This window comes from Herbaspirillum sp. GCM10030257 (genome assembly GCF_042666555.1).
In the GTDB taxonomy this organism is placed as follows: Bacteria; Pseudomonadota; Gammaproteobacteria; order Burkholderiales; family Burkholderiaceae_D; genus Noviherbaspirillum.
Genome location: NZ_JBHTDH010000001.1, coordinates 398,676 through 420,706, shown reverse-complemented (window position 1 = coordinate 420,706; position 22,031 = coordinate 398,676). Strand labels below are relative to the sequence as shown.

At 57.3% G+C, this 22,031-nt stretch carries 15 protein-coding genes; 4 read left to right on the top strand and 11 right to left on the bottom strand.

Translation table 11 applies throughout. The annotated features are described in order from the left end of the window. Positions 1–7: 7 nt before the first annotated feature. Together icmF and ACFQUU_RS01825 are read right to left on the bottom strand one after the other, a co-directional pair. Positions 8–3,286, bottom strand: a complete 3,279-nt coding sequence (gene icmF, locus ACFQUU_RS01830; protein ID WP_382241770.1) for a fused isobutyryl-CoA mutase/GTPase IcmF — start codon at positions 3,284–3,286, stop codon at positions 8–10. A gap of 234 nt (positions 3,287–3,520) precedes the next feature. Further along, on the bottom strand, positions 3,521–5,200 hold the full coding sequence (locus ACFQUU_RS01825) for an AMP-binding protein (protein WP_382241767.1): 1,680 nt from the start codon (positions 5,198–5,200) through the stop codon (positions 3,521–3,523). Between the two features lie 301 nt (positions 5,201–5,501). On the opposite strand from ACFQUU_RS01825, the gene ACFQUU_RS01820 reads away from it, so the two are divergent. Further along, positions 5,502–6,512: an AraC family transcriptional regulator gene (locus tag ACFQUU_RS01820; protein WP_382241764.1), complete on the top strand. Its 1,011-nt coding sequence runs from the start codon at positions 5,502–5,504 to the stop codon at positions 6,510–6,512. A gap of 77 nt (positions 6,513–6,589) precedes the next feature. Here ACFQUU_RS01820 and ACFQUU_RS01815 read toward each other — a convergent pair whose 3' ends face one another. The 7 genes from ACFQUU_RS01815 to ACFQUU_RS01785 all read right to left on the bottom strand — a co-directional run bounded on the left by ACFQUU_RS01815 (position 6,590) and on the right by ACFQUU_RS01785 (position 14,455). Continuing rightward, positions 6,590–7,393 (bottom strand): DUF2894 domain-containing protein, encoded by an 804-nt coding sequence (locus tag ACFQUU_RS01815; protein ID WP_382241762.1) that lies wholly within the window; start codon positions 7,391–7,393, stop codon positions 6,590–6,592. Continuing rightward, entirely contained in the window at positions 7,368–8,006 is a 639-nt protein-coding gene (locus ACFQUU_RS01810; protein ID WP_382241759.1) for an OmpA family protein, read from the bottom strand. The genes ACFQUU_RS01815 and ACFQUU_RS01810 overlap by 26 nt, the downstream gene beginning before the upstream one ends. Next, positions 8,006–10,174, bottom strand: a complete 2,169-nt coding sequence (locus tag ACFQUU_RS01805) for a DUF802 domain-containing protein (RefSeq protein WP_382241756.1) — start codon at positions 10,172–10,174, stop codon at positions 8,006–8,008. Before ACFQUU_RS01805 ends, ACFQUU_RS01810 begins: the two co-directional genes overlap by 1 nt. Beyond that, positions 10,167–10,937: a DUF3348 family protein gene (locus tag ACFQUU_RS01800; RefSeq protein WP_382241753.1), complete on the bottom strand. Its 771-nt coding sequence runs from the start codon at positions 10,935–10,937 to the stop codon at positions 10,167–10,169. Before ACFQUU_RS01800 ends, ACFQUU_RS01805 begins: the two co-directional genes overlap by 8 nt. Before the next feature lie 583 nt (positions 10,938–11,520). Beyond that, the gene (locus ACFQUU_RS01795; protein WP_382241750.1) at positions 11,521–12,444 is read right to left on the bottom strand and encodes a hypothetical protein; all 924 of its coding nucleotides are present in this window, start codon (positions 12,442–12,444) and stop codon (positions 11,521–11,523) included. Positions 12,445–12,495: 51 nt separating this feature from the next. Next, positions 12,496–13,383 carry a crotonase/enoyl-CoA hydratase family protein gene (locus tag ACFQUU_RS01790; protein ID WP_382241748.1) on the bottom strand — a complete coding sequence of 296 codons (888 nt, stop codon included), beginning with the start codon at positions 13,381–13,383 and terminating at the stop codon, positions 12,496–12,498. Positions 13,384–13,477: 94 nt separating this feature from the next. Further along, positions 13,478–14,455, bottom strand: coding sequence for an NAD(P)H-dependent flavin oxidoreductase (locus ACFQUU_RS01785; protein ID WP_382241745.1), 978 nt, complete (start codon positions 14,453–14,455; stop codon positions 13,478–13,480). Between the two features lie 1,240 nt (positions 14,456–15,695). On the opposite strand from ACFQUU_RS01785, the gene ACFQUU_RS01780 reads away from it, so the two are divergent. Together ACFQUU_RS01780 and ACFQUU_RS01775 are read left to right on the top strand one after the other, a co-directional pair. Continuing rightward, the gene (locus tag ACFQUU_RS01780) at positions 15,696–16,469 is read left to right on the top strand and encodes an alpha/beta fold hydrolase (RefSeq protein WP_382241742.1); all 774 of its coding nucleotides are present in this window, start codon (positions 15,696–15,698) and stop codon (positions 16,467–16,469) included. Then, positions 16,469–18,895 (top strand): response regulator, encoded by a 2,427-nt coding sequence (locus ACFQUU_RS01775; protein ID WP_382241739.1) that lies wholly within the window; start codon positions 16,469–16,471, stop codon positions 18,893–18,895. Before ACFQUU_RS01780 ends, ACFQUU_RS01775 begins: the two co-directional genes overlap by 1 nt. Positions 18,896–19,099: 204 nt before the next feature. Here ACFQUU_RS01775 and ACFQUU_RS01770 read toward each other — a convergent pair whose 3' ends face one another. Continuing rightward, positions 19,100–20,167, bottom strand: a complete 1,068-nt coding sequence (locus ACFQUU_RS01770; RefSeq protein ID WP_382241736.1) for a LacI family DNA-binding transcriptional regulator — start codon at positions 20,165–20,167, stop codon at positions 19,100–19,102. A 78-nt stretch (positions 20,168–20,245) separates the two neighbouring features. Then, positions 20,246–20,653: a hypothetical protein gene (locus ACFQUU_RS01765; protein WP_382242178.1), complete on the bottom strand. Its 408-nt coding sequence runs from the start codon at positions 20,651–20,653 to the stop codon at positions 20,246–20,248. Between the two features lie 275 nt (positions 20,654–20,928). On the opposite strand from ACFQUU_RS01765, the gene ACFQUU_RS01760 reads away from it, so the two are divergent. Beyond that, positions 20,929–21,960, top strand: a complete 1,032-nt coding sequence (locus tag ACFQUU_RS01760) for an RNA methyltransferase (protein ID WP_382241733.1) — start codon at positions 20,929–20,931, stop codon at positions 21,958–21,960. Positions 21,961–22,031: the final 71 nt, after the last annotated feature.

Sequence of the window (22,031 nt, the reverse complement as noted above, 5' to 3'; positions counted from 1 at the left end):
AGCGCGCTTACATCGAACGGCGGTATTGTCCACCGACTTCGAACAGCGCGCCGCTGATCTGACCAAGCGAGCAGACACGCACCGCATCCATCAGTGTTTCGAACACGTTCTTGTCTTCAATCACGGCCTGCTGCAGCTTTTGCAGTATGGCTGGCGCACGGTCTGCATTGCGCGCATGGAACTCGGCAAGCCGCTTGAGCTGCGATTGCTTTTCCTCATCGGTGGAGCGGGCCAGTTCCAGCGTCTGCGGCGTCGTATCACCCTTGGGGTTGCGGAAGGTGTTGACGCCGATGATGGGCAACGTGCCGTCGTGCTTGAGCTGTTCGTAGTACATCGATTCTTCCTGGATCTTGCCGCGCTGATAGCCGGTTTCCATCGCGCCGAGCACGCCGCCGCGTTCGGCGATGCGCTCGAATTCCTGCAGCACCGCTTCTTCGACGAGATCGGTCAGTTCCTCAATGATGAAGGAACCCTGGTTCGGATTCTCGTTCTTTGCCAGTCCCCATTCGCGATTGATGATGAGCTGGATCGCCAATGCGCGGCGCACCGATTCATCGGTCGGTGTCGTGATTGCTTCGTCATAAGCATTGGTGTGCAGCGAATTGCAATTGTCGTAAATTGCGATCAGAGCCTGCAGCGTGGTGCGGATATCGTTGAAGTCGATTTCCTGTGCATGCAGCGAACGGCCTGACGTCTGGATGTGGTACTTGAGTTTTTGCGAGCGTTCGTTGGCGCCGTATTTTTCGCGCATCGCGACCGCCCAGATGCGGCGCGCCACGCGGCCGAGCACTGTGTATTCCGGATCCATGCCGTTGGAGAAGAAGAACGACAGGTTGGGAGCGAAGTCATCGATGTGCATGCCGCGCGCCAGATAGGCTTCGACGAAAGTGAATCCGTTGGACAGCGTGAACGCCAGTTGCGAAATCGGATTCGCACCGGCCTCGGCGATGTGATAACCGGAGATCGATACCGAATAGAAATTACGGACCTGGTGATGAACAAAATATTCCTGGATATCGCCCATCACCTTCAGCGAAAACTCGGTCGAGAAGATGCAGGTGTTCTGGCCCTGGTCTTCCTTGAGGATGTCGGCCTGCACGGTGCCGCGCACATTCTGCAGCACCCATGCCCTGATCTTGGCGGCTTCGTCAGCGGTCGGCTCGCGCTTGTTATCGGCGCGGAACTTGTCCATCTGCTGGTCGATCGCGGTGTTCATGAACATCGCGAGTATGGTCGGCGCCGGCCCGTTGATGGTCATTGATACCGAGGTCGAGGGATTGCAGAGGTCAAAGCCGTCGTATAACACTTTCATGTCATCGAGCGTGGCAATCGACACACCGGAGTTGCCGATCTTGCCGTAAATATCGGGACGCGATGCGGGATCCGCGCCGTACAGTGTGACCGAATCGAAGGCGGTTGACAGGCGCTTTGCATCCATGCCTTCGGACACGAGCTTGAAGCGACGGTTGGTGCGGAAGGCATCGCCCTCGCCCGCGAACATGCGCGTCGGGTCCTCACCTTCGCGCTTGAAGGCAAACACGCCGGCGGTATAAGGGAAGGAGCCGGGTACGTTTTCCAGCATCAGCCAGCGCAGGATTTCACCGTGGTCCTGGAATTTCGGCAGCGAGACCTTGCGGATCTTGGTCCCGGATAAGGTGGTTTGCACGAGGCGCGTGCGGATTTCCTTGTCGCGGATCTTGACGACGTAATCGTCGCCTGCATACGCGGCTTGCATGTCCGGCCACATTGCGATCAGCTTCTTCGCTTCGGCATCAAGTCGGTTGTCGCGGTCACTGATAAGGTCTGCCATGTCGATCGTCTTGCCGGCCGCCTCCATCATGCGCGCCGCCTCCTGCAGGTGCTGGCGTTCGCGGGCCAGCGTGACTTGCTTGCCGACATGCTGATGGTAACCGCGCACCGTGTCCGCGATCTCTGCCAGGTAACGCGTGCGTGCCGGCGGCACGATGGCGTTTTTGCCCGACGAGAAGCGCACCGAGACCGGTGCCAGCTTGCCCGGCTTGGCCTTCAGGCCCAGATTGATCAGCGCCGGCAGCAGGCCCTGATAAAGCGCGGTGACGCCGTCATCATTGAAACGCGACGCCTGGGTGCCGTAGACCGGCATCTCGTCCGGCTTCTTGCTCCACAATTCGCGGTTGCGCTGGTACTGCTTGGCGACATCGCGCAATGCATCCTGCGCTCCCTTGCGATCGAACTTGTTGATTGCGACAAAATCGGCAAAGTCTAGCATGTCGATTTTTTCCAGTTGCGATGCTGCACCGAATTCAGGTGTCATTACATACATCGACAGATCGACATGCGGCACGATTGCTGCGTCGCCCTGGCCGATACCGGATGTCTCCACAATGACCAGATCAAATCCGGCAAGCTTGCAGGCGGCAATCACGTCCGGCAATGCCTGCGAAATCTCCGATCCAGCCTCGCGGGTGGCGAGCGAACGCATAAAGACACGTGACTGGCCATTCCAGGGATTGATCGCGTTCATGCGGATGCGGTCGCCCAGCAAGGCGCCGCCCGATTTGCGACGTGAGGGGTCGATCGACACCACGGCGATATTCAGCGCATCATCCTGATCGAGGCGGATGCGGCGTATCAATTCATCGGTCAGAGACGATTTGCCCGCGCCGCCAGTACCGGTGATGCCAAACACCGGGGTCTGGATGACGTCAGCGGCCTTGTGCAGTTCGGTCTTCAGTGCAGGCGCGACCTTGTCGTTTTCCAGCGCAGTGATCAGCTGAGCCAGCGGACGCTGACGCTCCTCGATACTGCCTTGCTTAAGGACATCAAGCGACGCAGGTGCATAGGTCGAGAGGTCGACATCGCAGACCTGGATCATCGACAGAATCATCCCGACCAAACCGAGCCGCTGGCCGTCTTCCGGCGAGAAGATGCGGGCTACGCCATACGCATGCAAGTCGGCGATTTCGGCGGGCACGATCACGCCGCCGCCGCCGCCGAAGACTTTGATATGGGCGCCGCCGCGCTCCCTGAGCAGGTCGATCATGTACTTGAAGTATTCAACATGCCCGCCCTGGTAGCTGGAAATGGCGATGCCCTGTGCATCTTCCTGCAGCGCCGCAGTGACGATTTCATCGACCGAGCGATTGTGGCCAAGATGGATCACTTCAGCGCCATTGGCCATCAGGATGCGGCGCATGATGTTGATCGAGGCGTCGTGGCCATCGAACAGCGATGCGGCGGTAACAAAGCGCACCTTGTTCGCGGGCTTGTATTCGGTCAGTTTTTGAGCGATGGAAAGGTCGGTCATGATGATCCTTATTGCGAATGTTAGGCACGTTGCAAATGTTGCAAATGTTCCGGTTTATATCTGCTGAAGGCGCAAAGGGCAGTAGGGGCGGTCGGAAACTGGCTTGGACCAAGTATAAAAAGTCTGCTCGTCACCCGCCATGCCGGAAAGCGTCAAAGAGTTTGCGCGGATTTGCCATATCGTCCCCATCCCTTTGCTGTTTTCTGCCCTGTCAGGTGACTGTCGGCCTTCGTTTCAACCCAGGTCTTCTTCCCAGAATTCGTTTGTACCGCGCTGGTCACCGCTGTTCCGCGCCTGTTCATGCTTGCGCAATTCGACGCGGCGTATCTTGCCGGAAATCGTTTTCGGCAAGTCGCTGAACTCCAACCGGCGAATCCGTTTGTAAGGCGCAAGTTTCTCGCGTGCAAACTCAAAAATAGACAATGCCAGTTCGCGGCTCGGCGTATGGCCTTCGCGCAGTGAAATGAACGCCTTGGGTACGGACAGACGCAATGGATCGGGGCTGGGAACAATGGCAGCCTCGAGCACCGCTTCATGTTCGATCAGGACGCTTTCCAGTTCAAAGGGACTGATGCGGTAATCGGACGACTTGAACACATCGTCATTTCGGCCGACATAGAAATAATAGCCATCGGCGTCGCGGGTGGCAGTGTCGCCGGTATGGTAGTAGCCGTCACGCATCACTTCGGCGGTCTTGTTGGCATCGCCTTCATAGCCGAGCATCAAGCCGACCGGGCGGGCGCCGGTGTCGATGCAAATTTCGCCTTCATCGGCAGGCTGGTCATTGTGGTCGAGCAATGCGATCCGATATCCCGGCAGCGGCCGGCCCATGGAACCCGGTTTCAGCAACTGCCCCGGGGTATTGCCGACTTGCGCGGTCGTTTCGGACTGGCCGAAGCCGTCACGGATGCGGATGCCCCATGCGCGTTCAACCTGTTCGATGACTTCCGGATTGAGCGGTTCACCCGCGCCGACCAGTTCGCGCAGCGGCAATTTGTAGGCGGCAAGGTCTTCCTGGATCATCATGCGCCACACCGTCGGTGGCGCACACAATGAGGTGACGCCGCAACGTGCGATCACGTCCAGGCAATTCTTCGCACTGAAGCGCGCATAGTTGTAAACAAATACCGTGGCGCCGGCATTCCATGGCGCGAAGAAACAGCTCCACGCATGCTTGGCCCAGCCTGGAGAGCTAATGTTCCAGTGAACATCATTCTTTTTCAAGCCTATCCAGTACATGGTAGACAAATGGCCGACCGGATAACTTTGATGGCTATGCAAGACCAGTTTGGGCTTGGAGGTGGTGCCGGAAGTGAAATAGAGCAGCAGCGGATCGGTCGCCGGTGTTTCGTCGTCCGGAACAAATTCAGTGCTGGCTGCGGCACTGTCCTCGATTGCATGCCAGCCTTCTGTCTTGCCGCCGACGCTGATCCGGGTATAGCTGCCGGTAAGCGATGCAAACTTGGCGGTCTCGGAAGCCTGCGCAATCACATGTCGCACCTGGCCACGTTCAAGTCGGTCAGCCAGGTCTTCCGTCGACACCAGCATCGTGGTCGGCACCATGACGGCGCCGAGCTTGATGCCGGCAAGCATGGTTTCCCAGAGTTCGACGCGGTTTGGCAGCATCAGCAGCACCTTGTCACCCCGGCCGACACCCAGTCCGCGCAGATAGTTGGCGACCCGGTTGGACCGTTCGGCCATCTCGGCGAAGCTGATTTTTTGCTCGCTGCCGTTTTCATCGACCACCCACAAGGCAGGTGTCTGGTTGCCGCGGGCCTGCACATCAAAGAAATCGAGCGCCCAATTGAACTTGTCGAGGATTGGTGCCTGGTAATCGCGGTAGGCGGTGTCGTAGTCTTCGCGATGGCGCTGGAGGAAATCGCGGGCTTCTAAAAATGCCTGTGTGGCCTTCATGCTTTCACCTTGTCTCCGAGATGAACATAAACGAACTTCCGGCGTGGTGCGGCGCGGCCTTGAGTAACATGCCTGGCGCCTGGCGGCGCTCCAGGGTGTCGATGGCTCTTGTTGTGCACATGTGCCGCTGTCGCGACGCCGGCCCGGCTTTGAGTATAGGGAAGCCACGGCCCCACAGCCATGTCCAAAAATGCCATTATCGCTGGAAGTATTTGCCAGTTTCCGGTCGCAACACAAGGCATGGTTCGCCATCCGGGATAAAATCTATCCCAACAGCATTTTTCTGAGTTTGAACTAGCGCATGGAAAAGGGAAGTATCTCGATTTACTTCGTCCACTCTGCCCTCGATCCCATCGTGGAACGCGGCCTGGATGCGGAAGCCATCCTGCGCAATGCGGGGATTTCGCCCGCCCTGCTCCACAGCCCGCAAGGACGGGTGACGGCACAGAACTTCAGCGCCTTATGGCTGGGCGTTGCCCGTGCGCTCGATGACGAACTATTCGCCCAGGATACACGGCGCATGAAAGTCGGCAGCTTCGCGATGATGTGTCATCTTCTCGTACATTCCCCCACGCTGAATGAGGCGCTGCAGCGCATGGCGCAATTCTTCAACCTGATTCTTGATGATTTTCATTGCAGCCTGGAAGAAGACGGACGGCATGGCCGCTTCATGATTCGCGAAAAGCCGGGACCGCGCGCCCCCCGCGTGTTCGGCCACGAGACGCTGCTGATGATGCAGCACGGCGTCGCCTGCTGGCTGGTTGGCCGGCGCATTCCTATCCTGTCGGCGGCATTTGCCTATCCCGAACCTTCGCGCAGCGCCGAATATCCGTTCATGTACTCGCAGCAATTGCGCTTCAACGAAGATGCCACCGAGCTTAGTTTCGACCGCAGCTATCTCGACCTGCCAGTGATTCAGAACGAAGTCACGGTCAAGGATTTCCTGCGTATGGCGCCAGCCAATATCGTGCTCAAATACAAGAACACGACTGGCCTCGCCGCGCAGATTCGACGCCGCCTGCGTTCAGCCGCGCGCACGGAATGGCCGGACTTCGACAGCTTTGCGCAAAGCCTCCACATGACTCCATCGACGCTCAGGCGCCGCCTGGAAGACGAAGGTCAGTCGTTCCAGGCCATCAAGGACCAGCTGCGTCGTGATATGGCGATCGACTATCTCTGCCACACCTCCAAGAGCGTGATGGACATCGCGATGGAGCTCGGCTTTGCGGAGCCCAGCGCCTTTCATCGCGCATTCAAGAAATGGACAGGAACTGGGCCCGGCGAATACCGGCAACGAATGAACCCGAGGTAGCAGGCTGAAACCGGTTATTGGTTTGGGCTTATTGCGTCCGTATATTCATCCGGATGCAATATCACAAACACGAAAAATTATTTCTTTGACGCCTTTGCCGCCTTCTTTTTTGGAATGGCAGGCTTTTCTTTCTCGCCTTGATCAAGACATAACAAGGTATCTGCGTACGACATGAACCGGTTGAGATAATCCGGTGAGATATCGCGCATCAATGCCAGTGAGCGCAGCACCAGCATATGGGAGTTAATCGGCCCGGCATTGGTTGGCGCTTGCTCAAGTGCCTGCGCCACTTGTTTGTCAGCGCTCAGTTTTGACCAGGTATTCCTGAACTTGCGTATTGTCTTCAGTTCCGATCGCGTCCTGGACGGCGTCTCGGCATGCATCTCGGCATGCATTCCGAACTTCGTCCCCGCACGCGTATATGCACTTTCAGCACTTTCCGGAGAATGATGCTCAAGCCGGTGCACCAGCGCGCTCAATGAAGCGCATTGTTCACGCGCCTTCAGTGTCGCGATAAATTGCCGCAATCCCTTGAAGTCACCCGCGTCCAAGAGCGCCTGCAGATCGCTGGCCGCGTGCGGATACTGCTGCACGTTGCGGCCCACGGCTTCCCTGGCGTCGCACTGCGCTTGTTCAAAGCGTTCCCTGAACGCGGCCAGCGCTTTTGCCAACTTTGCGTCGAGCATGCGCCTGACGCTCCCCTGATGCGCCATGGCACGTTTGGCGAGCACGTCGATATAGTGCAAACGCACCGGATCGAAACGGTCCGCACCTGCAGTGCGCAGGGAAACGATCAATGCGTTCAGATCACGAGATGAGTCCAATGACGCATCCGCAATTTCCCTGAAATCCGATTCATCCATGAGGTGGCGTATTGGCATTGGGGGTCTTCGGCACCGGCGCCATTTCCACCCGCCGGTTCTGCGCACGCGCCGCTTCATCGATGTTGGGCTTGACCGGCTGCTCGGAACCGAAAGCGGCCGCGAATACCATGGAAGACGGCATTCCTTCGTCGATCAGGGTACGCGTGACGGTCAAGGCGCGTTGCGCGGACAATTCCCAGTTGTCCGCGAAGCGGCCGCTGCGTATGGACTTGTCATCGGTAAAGCCGCTGACCATGAGCATTTCATTGCGTGCGCCCAGATACGCACGCAGCGGTGTAACAAGGCTATTTAGCAGCTGCCGGCCTTCGGGTTGCAGCTGATCTGAATTGACTGCGAACAGTACCTGCCCACTGATGCCGATGCGACCATTATTCAAGGTGATACGGCCAGACGCCAGCGGGATCGCCAGCGCTTTTTCCAGGCTCATCCGGCGCTGCTCTTCAAGCTGGCGCTTCTTGACTTCATCTTGCAAGTGCGAGGTCAATTCCATCTGGACGGCCACAACGCCCATCAGTATCAGCACAAAAGCGCCCAGCAAGCCAGACATCAAGTCGCCAAAGACAGCCCACACCGGCGCGGTGTGCTCCACACCTGCGTCAATGTCTTCCATTACCTGACCTCTTCCGCAAGCACAGCCTGCTTTGCGGGCAGCTGGCGCAACTCTTCCAGCATTTCTTTTTGGGATGTCATGCTGAGGTCGATGATTTCACGTGCCTGCGCTACATAATAGGCAAGTTGTTCGTCGCTTCTCGACATCGACTTGTCCATCGCGCCTTCGATGCGCTGCAAGTTGGCGATCAGCTTTTCATTGGCTTCACCGAAAGCCTGTACTGCAAAGCTGAATGCCTCACTCAGGCTCGATACTTCCACGGCGCTACTGGTCACGTGTGCGGCAATGTCGGAGAGCTTGGCGGCTTCGGTCGATACATTTTCAGAGAACGCGTTGGCGGCTGCGTTAAGCGCCACCCCCGAGGAAGCCACCAGGGAATCGATCACCGAGCGCTGTTCAACGGAAGCATGATTGATTGCATTGAGCAAGGCATTGAGCGTTTCCATGATACGGCTGCGTTCTTCCAGCAGTTCGTTGTCGCGCGCAACGCTGCTGGAGATTTCCTGACGCAATTGCCCGATAACTTCCGCCGCTGCACGCGGTGCTTCCGATGCCGTTTCGATCAGTCGTGTGATCGGCTCTTCCAGTGCCGTGCCCAGCGTTGTCAGATGGCTCGTCAGTGCAGTTTGCAATTCACCCAGCCTTTCGACCGCCGCATTGCCACGCAAGGCTTCTTCATCCTTGAGGGCGCCGAGTTCGGTACGTAACAGCTTGGTCAATTGATCCATGCGTTCGCGATGCTGGTCGATCCAGTGCGCTTCGGCGGCCATGCGGGAGCGCATCAATTCTTCAGCACAGGTAATCAGGCGCGTGGTTTCAGCCAGCGAATTACTGGCGCTCGCCTGTGCCTGCTTGGTGATGTCTTGCGCGGTCTGCGTCAGGGTCTCGCAGATTTTCTGCTGCTGTGCAAGTGTCTGCGCGCCCGTCTGCGCCAATTCGTGTTTCAGCGTCACTGCCATCGCTTCCAGGGATTGGGTCCACGCCTGCTGTCGTTGTTTATCACGCTCCGCCTGATCGGTTTGCAGGCTGGCGTAGGTCTCGCCGACGGTAGTTACAAGAGCGTTTGAACGCTGTTCGAATGTTTCGTTGAATGCATCCAGCGAACGTCCCACACTCGTGACAATGCCCGCGCTTGCCTGTTCGTGACTCTTGAGTGCCACGGTCCAGGTGGCTGAAACCTTGGTTGCGGTGTCGCTAAACCGCTCAGATAAGCCATCGAGCTGCAGCTGTACTGTCTGGGCCAGGCGTTCGTGCATCGCCGTCGCTTCACGTGCGATGCCGCTCATCGCAGCTTCGACGACGGGCTTGATGCTGTCGCCGGCCGCCTGTGCGCTCAGGCTCAGACTTTCGCGCAGGGATTTGTCCACTGCGGATGCCAGGTCGGTGTAGACCACTTTGACATTGCTATGGAAGTCTTCCTGATTGCTGAGCAGGCGCTGGTTGAGCTGTTGGCTCATGCCATTCATCTGCGCCATCATCGCGTGCAGTTTATCGACGACTTCGGGCAAGGCCTGAGATTGCAACTGCAAGGCCTTGAAGGTTTCCTGACGCTGATGCGTAAGTGAAAAGCGACGTAATACGGTGGCAATTCTGGTGTCCAGCGCTTGCGCTGCCAGCATCCTTTCGCGTCGGCAGAGCGCTGCCATCAGACCCAGCATCGCAGATGCGGCGACTCCGGCCACCGAAGTACCAAATGCCAACCCCAGACCCGAGACCGGCACTGCAAGCGCGGAGCGGATCGCCTCGAGATCGGTGGTTTTTTCCAATGCAAAGACGGCGCCCTTGAGCGTGACTACCATGCCCAGAAACGTACCGAGCATCCCCAGCATTACCAACAGGCCGACCAGATATGGTGTGAGGGCGGGACCGGGCAAACCGACACGTTCTCCCTCGATGCGCAAGCGCACGGGGTTTCGCAATGAAGCATGCACGCTGCCCAGCCAGTCGCCGAGGTCTGTGAGATTTTCAGGAATCGCTGCCAGTGCCTTTGTCAATGTAGACGTTGCATGCCGAAACTGACGTAGTTCCAGAGCGCCAAAACCATAGACGGCGCCAATGATAGCCGTCATGGCGATTGCCAGGAAACTGGAGTCGATAAATCCGACACCCACCCAAATAACCGCAAACGCACCCAGAAAGAAGGCGGCGTTAAATAAATGTCTATTCATTACATATCTTGCTATTGAATGCTTCAATGAGCCCTAGGGTCGGTTGCAGGCGCAGGTCTAGTTCAGCCAGCAGCAGCCTTTGCATGTCATTGCAAAAGCGCGCCAGCCAGCCTCCCGCTTGCGTCCAATTGGCAGGGTCGTCAGCCTGCTGAGTATCAACAAGCATCTGCTGGTGTGCTTTAAACAAATGCTCAAAACGTTTTTTGAGCAGCACCGGTAACTTCGGGAGCAATTTAGCCTCGCGATCGCGCAGTATTTTCTCAAGCGCTGCATCCAGTTCGGCGAGCTTTTTGAGGGCTGAAGACGCTTGCGCAAGTGCTTCCCGCGCATTGACGCGTAACGGCTGAATGCTTAGCTCCATGTCGCGTTGATGTGCCTCATAGAACCGGCGATATGGCACATACGCCGCCACTAGATCTATCGGCAATTCGAGTTTTGGCGTAGGCAGCGCTATGTGTGTCTTGCCCGAAGCGGGCAAACAACTTTTTCTGATCGAATTGACCAGAAACTCCCGTACCCGGTCGAATTCAGTATTCAGGTCAATACGCGTAACGGATCGCGATTGCAACCGCCTGCCTGGCGAGCTTGCAATGCCGTCGCCGTGCACGGCAGACAGCGTGATGGCGTCGGTAAAGTGAATCCACAAGCCCAGTTTTTCAGCGAATGCATTCTCGGGCTCGGCAGGATCTGCAATAGCCAGGTCGGTAAGACAACGAATGAGTTCTGAGCTGTGGAAATTTGTACGCGGCAAAACTCGCGTCATATGCAGGTGCGATCAAAATTGAAAAAACTGGGAATGGTACTTCGGTACTTCACGCGGAATCCGCATGGCCGCTTGCTTTGGCCGGTCGCTAGTGAATCCGAACCACTTCTGGCGGCCATTTCATCGCACATGCCCAGCCGCGATTATATCGTGGAGGAATGGAAACTCAAACGAACGGGACGTGGGAGTCGTACCAATAATGAGTTGACAGACATGAACCTTCTGTTCATCAGTCCCTGGAGAACACGGCAAATTGTCATGCAGGCAGAGGATTGATATGCGCATATCAGGCAATTTTGACAATTTCCATCGGCAAATGCCCGGATGACCGGTCGTTACTCCGGCTGCTATGTACACACCACTGTGTCGGGCGATGCTTCCGACCATACGCTGGCGAGTGATGTGGACCTTCACACCTGCGGCGCGCTAATGCGCTAACCAGCCAGGCACCCGTGCTTTGCCATTGTGCGCCATTCGAATTGATGTTGCATGCAATTGATTTCGCATGCGCTTCCCTGGCTAATTTTGGAGAATCGCCGGCGGTGCGAGCCGTCATTGATTCTCCTGAAACGCACCTCTGCTTCTATGCGTCTTTCCCTGCTGCGCCGTATCCTGCGAACGACTCTTTCAGCGTCGCATGATTGAGCAGCATTTCTGCTTTCAGGCGCTGTCCGCCCGCGTCGTAGATGCGCGTGCGCACCCAGTAGGACTCTGTTCGCTTGCTCTCCGACAAAGCCACGATTTCACGCCGGATCAGATAGTCTTCGCCGACAAAGAGCGGGCCCTCGATCATGCGGATTTCCTGATCGGCAAAGAGGCCGACGACAGGCTGCTTTACGGGGAATTTCGCCTTGGGGCTGCTGTACTCGGCGAGAACACTGACCATTTCAAGTGGAATAACCGCGCGGCCCCACGGCGATGTGGTTCCGTCCACATACCAGGGTGAACTCTCGGTGATCCGGGCAAGTTTTTGCTTGAGCGAGAACGGATAGAGTTTTCCCATATGTTGGTCCGCATCCATGCGCACCGGCTCATCTTCGGCACCGGTCATGCCGACATGCAGGTCCGATAAAATCACGAGCCTCTCGGGCGGACGAAGCTTTGCCATGCGTTCTTCCAGCAGCGTCGTTCCATGGTCTGGGCCCAGGCTTGCGCTGGCTTCCAGCACCGGGGTGCCATCCGCCTTTTCAGCCCATGCGCGAGCCCGTGTGGCGCCCGGCGCAGGTAGCTCCACGAAAGCCCGTACGGACTCTCCTTCGACGACCATATTCTGGAAGTGCGCCGAGAAGCAGCCACGCTCGAACCAGGCATTGCCCCACAATTGCGTCAGCAAGGGCACGAACTGGCTGAAGTGTGTTGGCCCTTCGATAGGCCCGGCCCGGAAGCCGAGTTTCTCGGCCATTGCATCGTCATGGATGGAGGTATGGCCGCTGTACTCTTGTTCGGCCAGCATCTGTTGCGGTTGCCGTAATGGCCCGCAGAGTGAAAGTGGAGTGTCAAAGCTCATTGGCGTGTGATGTCACAAGTAGATAATTGATCGTGGATATCGGGAGGAGCTTCATGCGAACGGTGGCTCATCCCACCAGGGGAAGAACGGCGGCATGTCGGTGGACACCTTGTTGGGAAATACTGCCGGGCGCTTTTCCAGGAAGGCGGTTACGCCCTCTCGAGCATCGGCAGACTGTCCGCGTGCCTGGATTGAGCGGCTATCGATGCGATGGGCGTGCATCGGGTGCGGTGCGGCCGCCATGCGCCATAACATCTGGCGGGTTAAGGCAACCGATACGGGTGCTGTGTTGTCGGCAATTTCACGGGCAAGCGCATACGCAGCAGGCAGCAGCTCGTCGGGCGCATGCAGCGAACGCACCAGACCGCGCGCAAGCGCCTCATCGGCACCGAATACCCTGCCGGTCATGCACCACTCAAGCGCCGTTTGCATTCCCACCAGCTGCGGCAGGAACCATGACGATGCCGCTTCCAGCGTGATGCCGCGTCGCGCGAAGACAAAACCGAAGCGCGCCTCGGTAGAGGCAAGCCGCACGTCCATGGGCAACTGCATGGTGGCGCCAATGCCTACGGCCGGACCATTGATTGCACCGATGACCGGCTTCAGGCTCTGGTATATGCGCAAGGTGTTTGTGCCCCCACCGTCGCGGTACACGTCCCCGACCTTCAAGGATTCCCGGGAGAGATCGCCGGGGTTGGCCTGGCGGTCGAACGTCGCGCCACCCGAAGACAGATCGGCGCCCGCGCAAAAAGCCCTGCCGGCACCGGTGATGACGACCACGCGTACGTCATCGTCCGCATCGGTTTCGTCGAACAACGCGATAAGTTCTTCGCGCATCTTTGCATTGTAGGCATTGAGTTTTTCGGGCCGATTGAGCGTGATGGTGGCAACGCCCCGGTCAACGCTGTAAAGAGTCGTTTCAAGAGTAGGCAAAGGCATGGTGTCTCCGGATGGTATTGGAACAGCGCCCGCGTTATAGGCAAGGCCGCGGCCGTGAGGCGGGCATTCTCAAGGTCTGGCTACCAGGTCAGCGTCAACCGGCCAGCATCCCTGCCAGACGCTGGCGAACCAATCCGTCAGCCTCTGCCATGATGCGGTCGATGAGTTCCTTGACGGTGGGGACGTCACGGATCAGGCCGGCCACCATCCCGCAAGACCACGCGCCTGCATCCATCTCACCCTCCAGCATGATGCGTGGATAGACGCCCGCCACTTCATTGGCAATGTCCTCGAACTTCAGCGATGCACCGAGCTCCCGCTCCTTTTCCAGCAATCGCTTCACGGCGTCGTTGACCAGCACGCGTTCCGTATTGCGCAGCGGGCGCATGACGAGACGCGTGTCCAATTCGCTCGCGGCGACAATCGCCTGTTTGACGTTGTCGTGCACCGGCGCTTCTTTCGTGGCGATGAAGCGCGTTCCCATGTTCATGCCGTCGGCGCCCAGCGCGAGTGCGGCCACCAGGGAGCGACCATCGGCCATACCGCCGGAAGCGACGAATGGAATGCTGAGTTCTTCGGCTGCGCGTGGCAGAAGAATAAAGTTAGGCACGTCGTCTTCACCCGGATGTCCACCGCATTCAAAGCCGTCGACACTCACCGCATCACATCCAATGGCCTCGGCCTTGAGCGCATGGCGGACCGCAGTGCACTTATGGATTACCTTGATGCCCGCTTCCTTGAGCGCCGGCATCCACTTCTGAGGATTGTTTCCGGCGGTCTCGACCACCTTCACACCACCTTCGATAATGGCGTTGATATAACCCGGGTAGTCGGGCGAGTTCACTGCGGGAAGGAAGGTAAGGTTGACACCAAAGGGCTTGTCCGTCATTTCCTTGCAGCGACGTATCTCGTCCGCGAGTGCTGCAGGGGTGCGCTGGGTCAGGGCAGTAATGATGCCCAGTCCACCGGCGTTGGAGACCGCCGCAGCAAGTTGAGCATAGCCGACAAAGTGCATGCCGCCCTGAATGATGGGATGCTGGATGCCGAATAGTTCAGTGATTCGTGTCTTCATAGGTTCCTAATGAAACGGCTGTCGTTGTAGTCCGAAACCGACCATCGCCTGATCAATGAACGGACCAGAAATTCTTCAGAAGCCACCCGGCCATCATGTAGTGACTGCAATGCCCCGCCACAGGCACTGCAGCGATCATGCACTACATGAAAGAAAGGGCGTGCTTGAAGCAGCAAAACTTCCGCCCCCCAAAAAGCGTAACGGCCCTCACCCTGGCCAACGATCAATCACTTTCTGAACGTGAAGCGGATAGTCATTGGCATGTTACCTCAAAGCTGAAAACGCCCTGTCCTGACCGCCGGGAAACATGGCTGCTCCCTTGGATTGGTTCCTTATGCTCCGGTACTGCGAGAGGTGCCGAGAACGTGAGCAGCGCGCAAAACCTTTTGCATTAACGGGTGACTGCGAATCAAGCTCTTCACCGCAAGTGCGATGCGCTTCTGTTGCGGTAAGCCGCGGGCAGCCTTCGGCAGAAGGTGCCCGATCGGTATTGGATCCGTCGCGCCCTCACCTACCGGAAAACCGTTACAGAAACCGCCCTTGCGAATCAGGTTTCCTGTAGGAAAAACCCTAAATGTTTAAGATTCGTCTGTAAGTGCTTGTAACTTCAACACTTTTTAACTAATCCACATTCCCTGTGGATAACTTTGTGAACAACTGTATATTGACAACCGGAAAGTCTAGATTCCATGCGGGTTTCTCTTAGAATGGCTAAATTATGAGCACAGGAAAGATCTGATAAAAATCAATGACTTAAGTCAATGGTATTTATTGGTACCAATAGAGGCTGATCAAAATACAACTACCATGTTTATGGTAACTTTTGTTGTGCACAAGTCTGGCCGTTTAAAGGTGATCTGACGCAGCAGCGATTACCTCTACCGGCAGAGGCAAACTAGCGCCTCAGGTTTCGTGTCCGCAGCAAAGGCGGGCCACCTGCTCACCACAGGATCATGCTTGGCAGCGATATGAAATCTGCCTGATTGCTGGTCACTATTTACTTGTCCTGTATTCCAGGCGTATTTGGCAATTCCCTTATAATCGTTGGGACCACACGCACCGGCCGGGTGTCTTTTCAATGTAAATACATGATGCCCAAATCTAAGAAACACTTTGATTTCCGCAATGAAATCTTTTAGCCAGCGTTCCGATCGATAACCCTGCAATTGCGATTGCTTCGTCCGTATAGTCGACCATGACAACCCCTTCTTCCGCCACAGTTTTCCATCGCAACAACGTCATGATCACAGGTAAAGGCAATCAAGTGATGCTGTTTGCGCATGGCTTTGGCTGCGATCACCATATGTGGCGACATGTGACGCCAGCGTTCGAGGACGACTATAAGGTGATTACCTTCGATAACGTGGGCGCAGGGGATTCCGACGTCTCCAAATTCGATACGCGCAAGTACGCAACACTGCACGGCTATGCGCAAGACATCCTGGACATCCTGCACGCAGTGGATGCGCGTAAGGCAATCTTTGTCGGCCATTCGGTCAGCGCCATGGTTGGCATCCTCGCAGCTATCGCGGAACCGGCTCTGTTTGAACATCTTATCCTTGTCGGCCCCTCCCCCAACTACATCAACGATGACGGCTACACCGGTGGATTCACCCGGCAAGATATCGAAGAAATGCTTGAATTCCTGGATAGGAATTATCTAGGCTGGTCCAGTGCGATGGCACCGGCAATCATGGGCAACTCTGACCGTCCTGCTTTGTCAAATGAGCTTGAAAATAGTTTTTGCCGCACCGACCCGGCCATTGCCCAACATTTTGCACGCACGACGTTTCTGTCCGATCATCGCGACGACCTGCCCAAACTTGCCGTACCTGCATTGATCCTGCAATGCTCTGACGATGTGATTGCTCCGGACGTAGTAGGCCGCTACATGCATGCGCGGATGCCAGGCAGCAGTTTCGTACAAATGAAAGCAACAGGCCACTGCCCTAATCTGAGCGCTCCGGAAGAAACAGTGAGCGAGATGAAAAGTTACCTTAGCCGTTCGCGTTGATGAGTGTCGATCCACAACCAAACCCAGATCCTTACCTGTTCGAGGATGACCCTGCGGAGCTTTACGAGGATGCGCCTTGCGGATACCTGTCGATTCTGCCAGACGGTACCATCATTAAAACCAACGCGACCCTTCTGACGTGGACCGGTTATCGGCGCGACGCACTGATTGGCAAGAAGCGCTTCCAGGAATTGCTGCCGCTGGTCGGGCGCATGTTCTATGACACGCACTTCCATCCCTTATTGCTGATGCAGGGCTTCGCCAAAGAACTTGCGTTCGAGATCGTCTGTGCCGACCAGCAGCGCATCCCGATCATTCTCAATTCCACACTGAAGCGTGATAGTACCGGCAATCCGCTGGTTATCCGGATAACGCTTCTCGACGCCCGTGGAAGGCGTGCCTATGAAGAAGAACTGCGCCGCGCAAAACGCAAGGCCGAAGACGCGCAGAACGCGGTAAAGCTACTCAATGCTTCGCTTGAGGAGCGTGTCGCGCAGCAAGCCCAGGAACGGGACCGTATCTGGCGCATGTCGCGCGATATGCTGGTCGTCGCCACGACCCAGGGAAAACTGATCAGGACCAATCCGGCCTTCTACCGCACGTTGGGCTGGATTGATGAAGAGCTCGACGGCATGACTTGCTGCGATCTCGTGCATCCCGAACATCTCCAGGCCTTGGGGGCCGCACGCGTGCAATTGCTGGCGGGACTTCCCATCAATCGTCTGGAAATGCCTTACCGGCACAAAAACGGCACCTATCGATGGATTTCCTGGACGATCATGCCTGAAGGCGAGCTTATCTATGCAGTCGGGCGCGACGTGACGGACGACAGGACACAGGTGGAAACGCTGCAGAAGACAGAAGCAGCGCTGCACCAGTCCCAAAAAATGGAAGCAATAGGCAAGCTGACCGGCGGGGTTGCCCATGATTTCAATAACATTCTGCAGATCATCTCGGGCAATCTTGATTTGCTGAAGCGGGATTTCGCCGGCATCCTCCACGCACAGAGCCGATTGAAAAACGCCACTCAGGCCGTCGAACGCGGCGCGGCAATTGCCGCGCAACTACTGGCCTTTGCACGCCGCCAGCCTTTGCAACCCTTGCCAACCAACCTCGGGCGGGTTGTCCGCGAAATGGAGGACTTGCTGTGCCGGGCGTTGGGTGAGATGGTCAACATTGAACTGATCGTAGGTGGTGGCTTGTGGAACGCAACGATAGACCGGGGGCAGTTCGAAAACGTCGTTCTCAATCTTGCCATCAATGCGCGCGACGCGATGGACGGCAACGGCAAGCTGACGATACACGTTGGCAACGCCATGCTGGACGAACATTATGCGCAAACGCATGCGGGCGCGGTTCCCGGTCAATACGTAATGCTGTCAATGACCGATACCGGTTCGGGCATGTCGCCGGAAATCCTGGAACACGCATTCGAGCCTTTCTTTACGACCAAACCGCAAGGTGAAGGAACAGGTCTCGGCTTGAGCATGGTCTTTGGCTTTGTCAAACAAAGCGGCGGTCACATCAACGTACAGAGCGACCTCCACAACGGCACCACGTTCGAGCTTTACTTTCCGCGTACGCATCAGGACGAAGTACCGATTGCCGAAACACGGAGCGTCGATGTCACAGGCGGAAAGGAAACGATCCTGGTGGTCGAGGACGACCCGGCTGTGCAGGCCGTGGTCGTGGATATGCTATCGGGATTGGGTTATCACGTACTCAAGGCAAAGGATGGTGAAAGCGCACTGACCGTCTTACGTAGTGGCCTTGCCATTGATCTCTTGTTTACGGACGTGGTGATGCCTGGCCCTATCCCGGCACCCGAAGTGGCAAGGCAGGCGAAAGCACTGCTGCCCGAGATCGAAGTCCTGTTCACCTCCGGATATAGCCGGGACGCCATCGCTCATGGCGGCAAGCTGGATCCTGATGTGCAATTGATCAGCAAACCGTATCGCCACGAACAGCTTGCTCAGCGAATTAGACACATGCTTGAAAAAAAGAAGGCAGCACCTGTGCAGGCGGCACGGTCGCAGGCTGGCGATGACGCATCCCGCAGCGCCACGAGCACGCCATCGCATCGTATTCTGGTCGTCGAAGACAATGCAGACGCTCAGCAAATGCTTTGCCAACTGTTGGCGCTAATGGGGCACACCGTTGAGGGGGCATCGAATGCGGAAGATGCGCTCACGCTACTAGGTTCAAAGGATTTTGACGTATTACTGACGGATGTGAACTTGCCATTCATGTCCGGTACGGAATTGGCGAAACAGGCCCTGAACATTGATCCGTCGATAAGAATTATCTTTTCATCCGGATATGGCACAGTCGAAAGCGGGGGAATTCAGGCGCTCTCCTTGCCGAAACCTTTCGGCCTCGCAGAACTGAAAGAGGTCTTGTCGAAGCTGTCGCAAGAGGTGGGGTAGCGATTGTGCAACCGCTCTCACGACTTGGCGAGGTCGTTCGTCCCTGAGCTTCGAGGCCGATATAAAGTTGCATGGCGATCGTCCCATCGCGCGTTACGGCGTTTTGCGCGATCCAGCCGGTAGTGCGCTTGACAGAACAAGGCTGCGGTCAGACGCTCGCCGGAACCATGAAATACATGGTACACAAGCCATACCAGGTTGAAATCACGCACTGTCGCGCTCAACGATGGAAAAGCCGATGTCGTGGATGGGATCCAGGACGGCCTGGCCATCGGCGCGGGAAATGATGAATTGCGCTGCCTTGCGTCCGATCGATGTGCCGTCGATGCGCACCGTTGTCAGCGCAGGATGCAAGTCGCGCGCAAAACTCAAGTCGCCGAAGCCGATGACGGCAAGCTGTTCCGGAACCTTGATTCCGCTCGCCTGTGCCTCGGTCAGAACACCGAGGGCAATCAGATCGGAACTGCAAAACACCGCGTCGACCGCGGGCTGCCGCTCCATCAGTTCACGTAAAGCGCTGCGACCGCTACCCAGGGTGGTCGGCGCCGGCACCACCACCGCCGGGACCGTGGATTGGTCTTCATTGCACATGCCCAAGCTCATCGCGGCATCCGAAAACGCCTGATGGCGGCGTATGGCACGCTCGTCATTGCCATTGATGGAAGCGACGCAACGCTTGCCGCGCCGATGAAGAAAATCGGCGACCGCCACGCCAATTTTTTCATGAGAAAAGCCGACCAGCATGTCAATCGGCGTGGGGGTCAGATCCCAGGTTTCCACCACCGGAATGCCACTGGCCAGCAAGCGGCGACGCCCGTCGGCGGAACGCATGATGCCGGTCAGGACCACGCCGTCCGGACGCCGGCCGATGATCGCTTCGAGCAGCGCATCCTCGCGTGAGTCCCGATAACCGCTTTGACCGAGCATCAGTTGGTAACCCCGCTCGGCCAGGGCCTCGGTCAGCGACTGTACCGTCTCCAGGAAGACTGGACCGGCGATCGTGGGGACGACAGCAGCGACCAGGCGGCTCTTGCTGGAGGCAAGGCCGCCGGCCAGCATATTGGGCACGTAGCCGGTGCGTTCGACCGCATCCTTCACCTTGCGTAATACCTCCGGTGACACGGCGTCGGGGGTATTCAGCGCCCGCGATGCGGTGATAGGTGCGACGCCGGCAAGCTTGGCAACGTCGCGCAAGGTAATTCCACCGCCACTGCGGCGACCACGTCGTTCACGCGGCTCTTCGGTCTGATCAGGAAGTGATTTGGTGGCCATGCATGAATTATACCGAGCATGCCGATGGTAGCGCTATCAACCACACGTTATTTGGCGTTGGGCTGTCTTAGCAATGTGTCATCCGGTCCTGAAAAGGTCATGCTGATCAAGGATCGCGTAGACGATTTCAGGATGCCTATCCATGCACCGCCGCACTGCCGCGGGAACCGACTGCCGGATCTTCCGGCACAAGCCGGGGCGGTCTTCGAGTTCAATAATCAGTCCACGCACGGTGCGCACCTCATTCGACCCTGGCGCAATCTTCAGGACCAAACCAAGTTGAGCTTGTATCCGTTCACAGACATGCAAGAGTTCCGCATGGCTGGAGACGCGTTCGATGCGTTCGATGAGCCGCTTTTCCTCTTCCCTGGTCAGGCGGAGGACGCGCAAGTCCGCATGCGGATCGGCGAGCAGAAGCTCACGATTGCAGGTGCAGGCACCGGGCGGGCACTCTTTGCGAATCGGAAAAGAAAGCGCTTGCAACATCGTCATCTTGCGAAAGCGTACTGCTCCCTGGTGGCTGTCGTGTCATCCCGGGGCGGACCGGGAACATAAGGCAGTATACTGTGCAGCGCGACCAGGAATTTGGCAATGCGCAGACGATCATCGATCGTGACGGCAGGGCCGGCCCCGATTGCAATAAGTTGCCTTGAGCTGCAGGCATGCGCACCTGATCATCATTGTTCCCGACTCATCAATCCTGAGATTCGCCGTGACCGGCGCGAATCGCATTTCGCGTAACACCGGTCCTGTTTCCTTCCATGCAAATTGAACTTATCCGCGAGCGCCTGCGTGCCCTCGGCGCCAAACCGACCCATGAGCAGCGCGTGCTGCGCGACTGGCTGCAGGCACGGCCGTATGATCACGGCCGGCGACGCCCCCAGGACTTTTTGCCGAAGTCACTGCGCGATGCCTTGCCCGTAATGGATGCCGAGTTGCAGGGTATGGCAAAGCTGTTGTCGTCCCATCCGACCGAAGACGGCTCGGCGCGCCTGCTGGTCGCGCTTCATGACGGACAAACCGTGGAAAGCGTATTGCTGCCGCGTGGCGGCCTCTGCGTCTCCAGCCAGGTTGGTTGCGCGGTGGGATGCCAGTTTTGCATGACCGGCCGTAGCGGCCTGATACGCCAGTTAAGCAGCGGCGAAATCCTCGCGCAGCTTGCGCTTGCCCGCCGCCAGCGTGCCGTGTCGAAGGTCGTGTTCATGGGCATGGGCGAGCCGGCACATAATCTTGATAACGTCATGGACGCCATTGAACTGATGGGCATGGAAGGCGACATCGGACACAAGAACCTGGTGTTTTCGACAGTCGGTGACCCACGTGTATTCGATCGCCTGCCACGTGGCCCGGTAAAGCCGGCGCTCGCCTTGTCACTGCATACCACCAAGCCGGCATTGCGCGAAAAGCTGCTGCCGCGCGCGCCGCGTCTGTCTCCGCAAGAACTGGTGGAACAAGGCGAACGCTATGCACGCGCAACGGCCTACCCCGTGCAATACCAGTGGACTTTGCTCGAAGGCATCAACGATGGCGACGACGAACTGGAGGGTATCGTTGCGCTCCTTAAGGACAAGTATGCAGTGCTCAACATGATTCCCTACAACACTATTCCGGATCTTGCGTTCAAGCGTCCATCCTGGGAGCGTGCTCGCGATATCGCCCGCTGGCTGCATCGCCGCGGCGTGCTTTGCAAGCTGCGCGACTCGGCGGCGCAGGAAGTTGACGGCGGTTGCGGTCAGCTAAGAGCACGGGCACTTGCCGGCGGCACACGGACGATTGCCGTTTATCCGGCATGAAGCGGACGCAGCGCGCTAATGAACCAGACAGGAAATCGTCACATTTCCTGTATTTTTAATCTTTTGCAAGA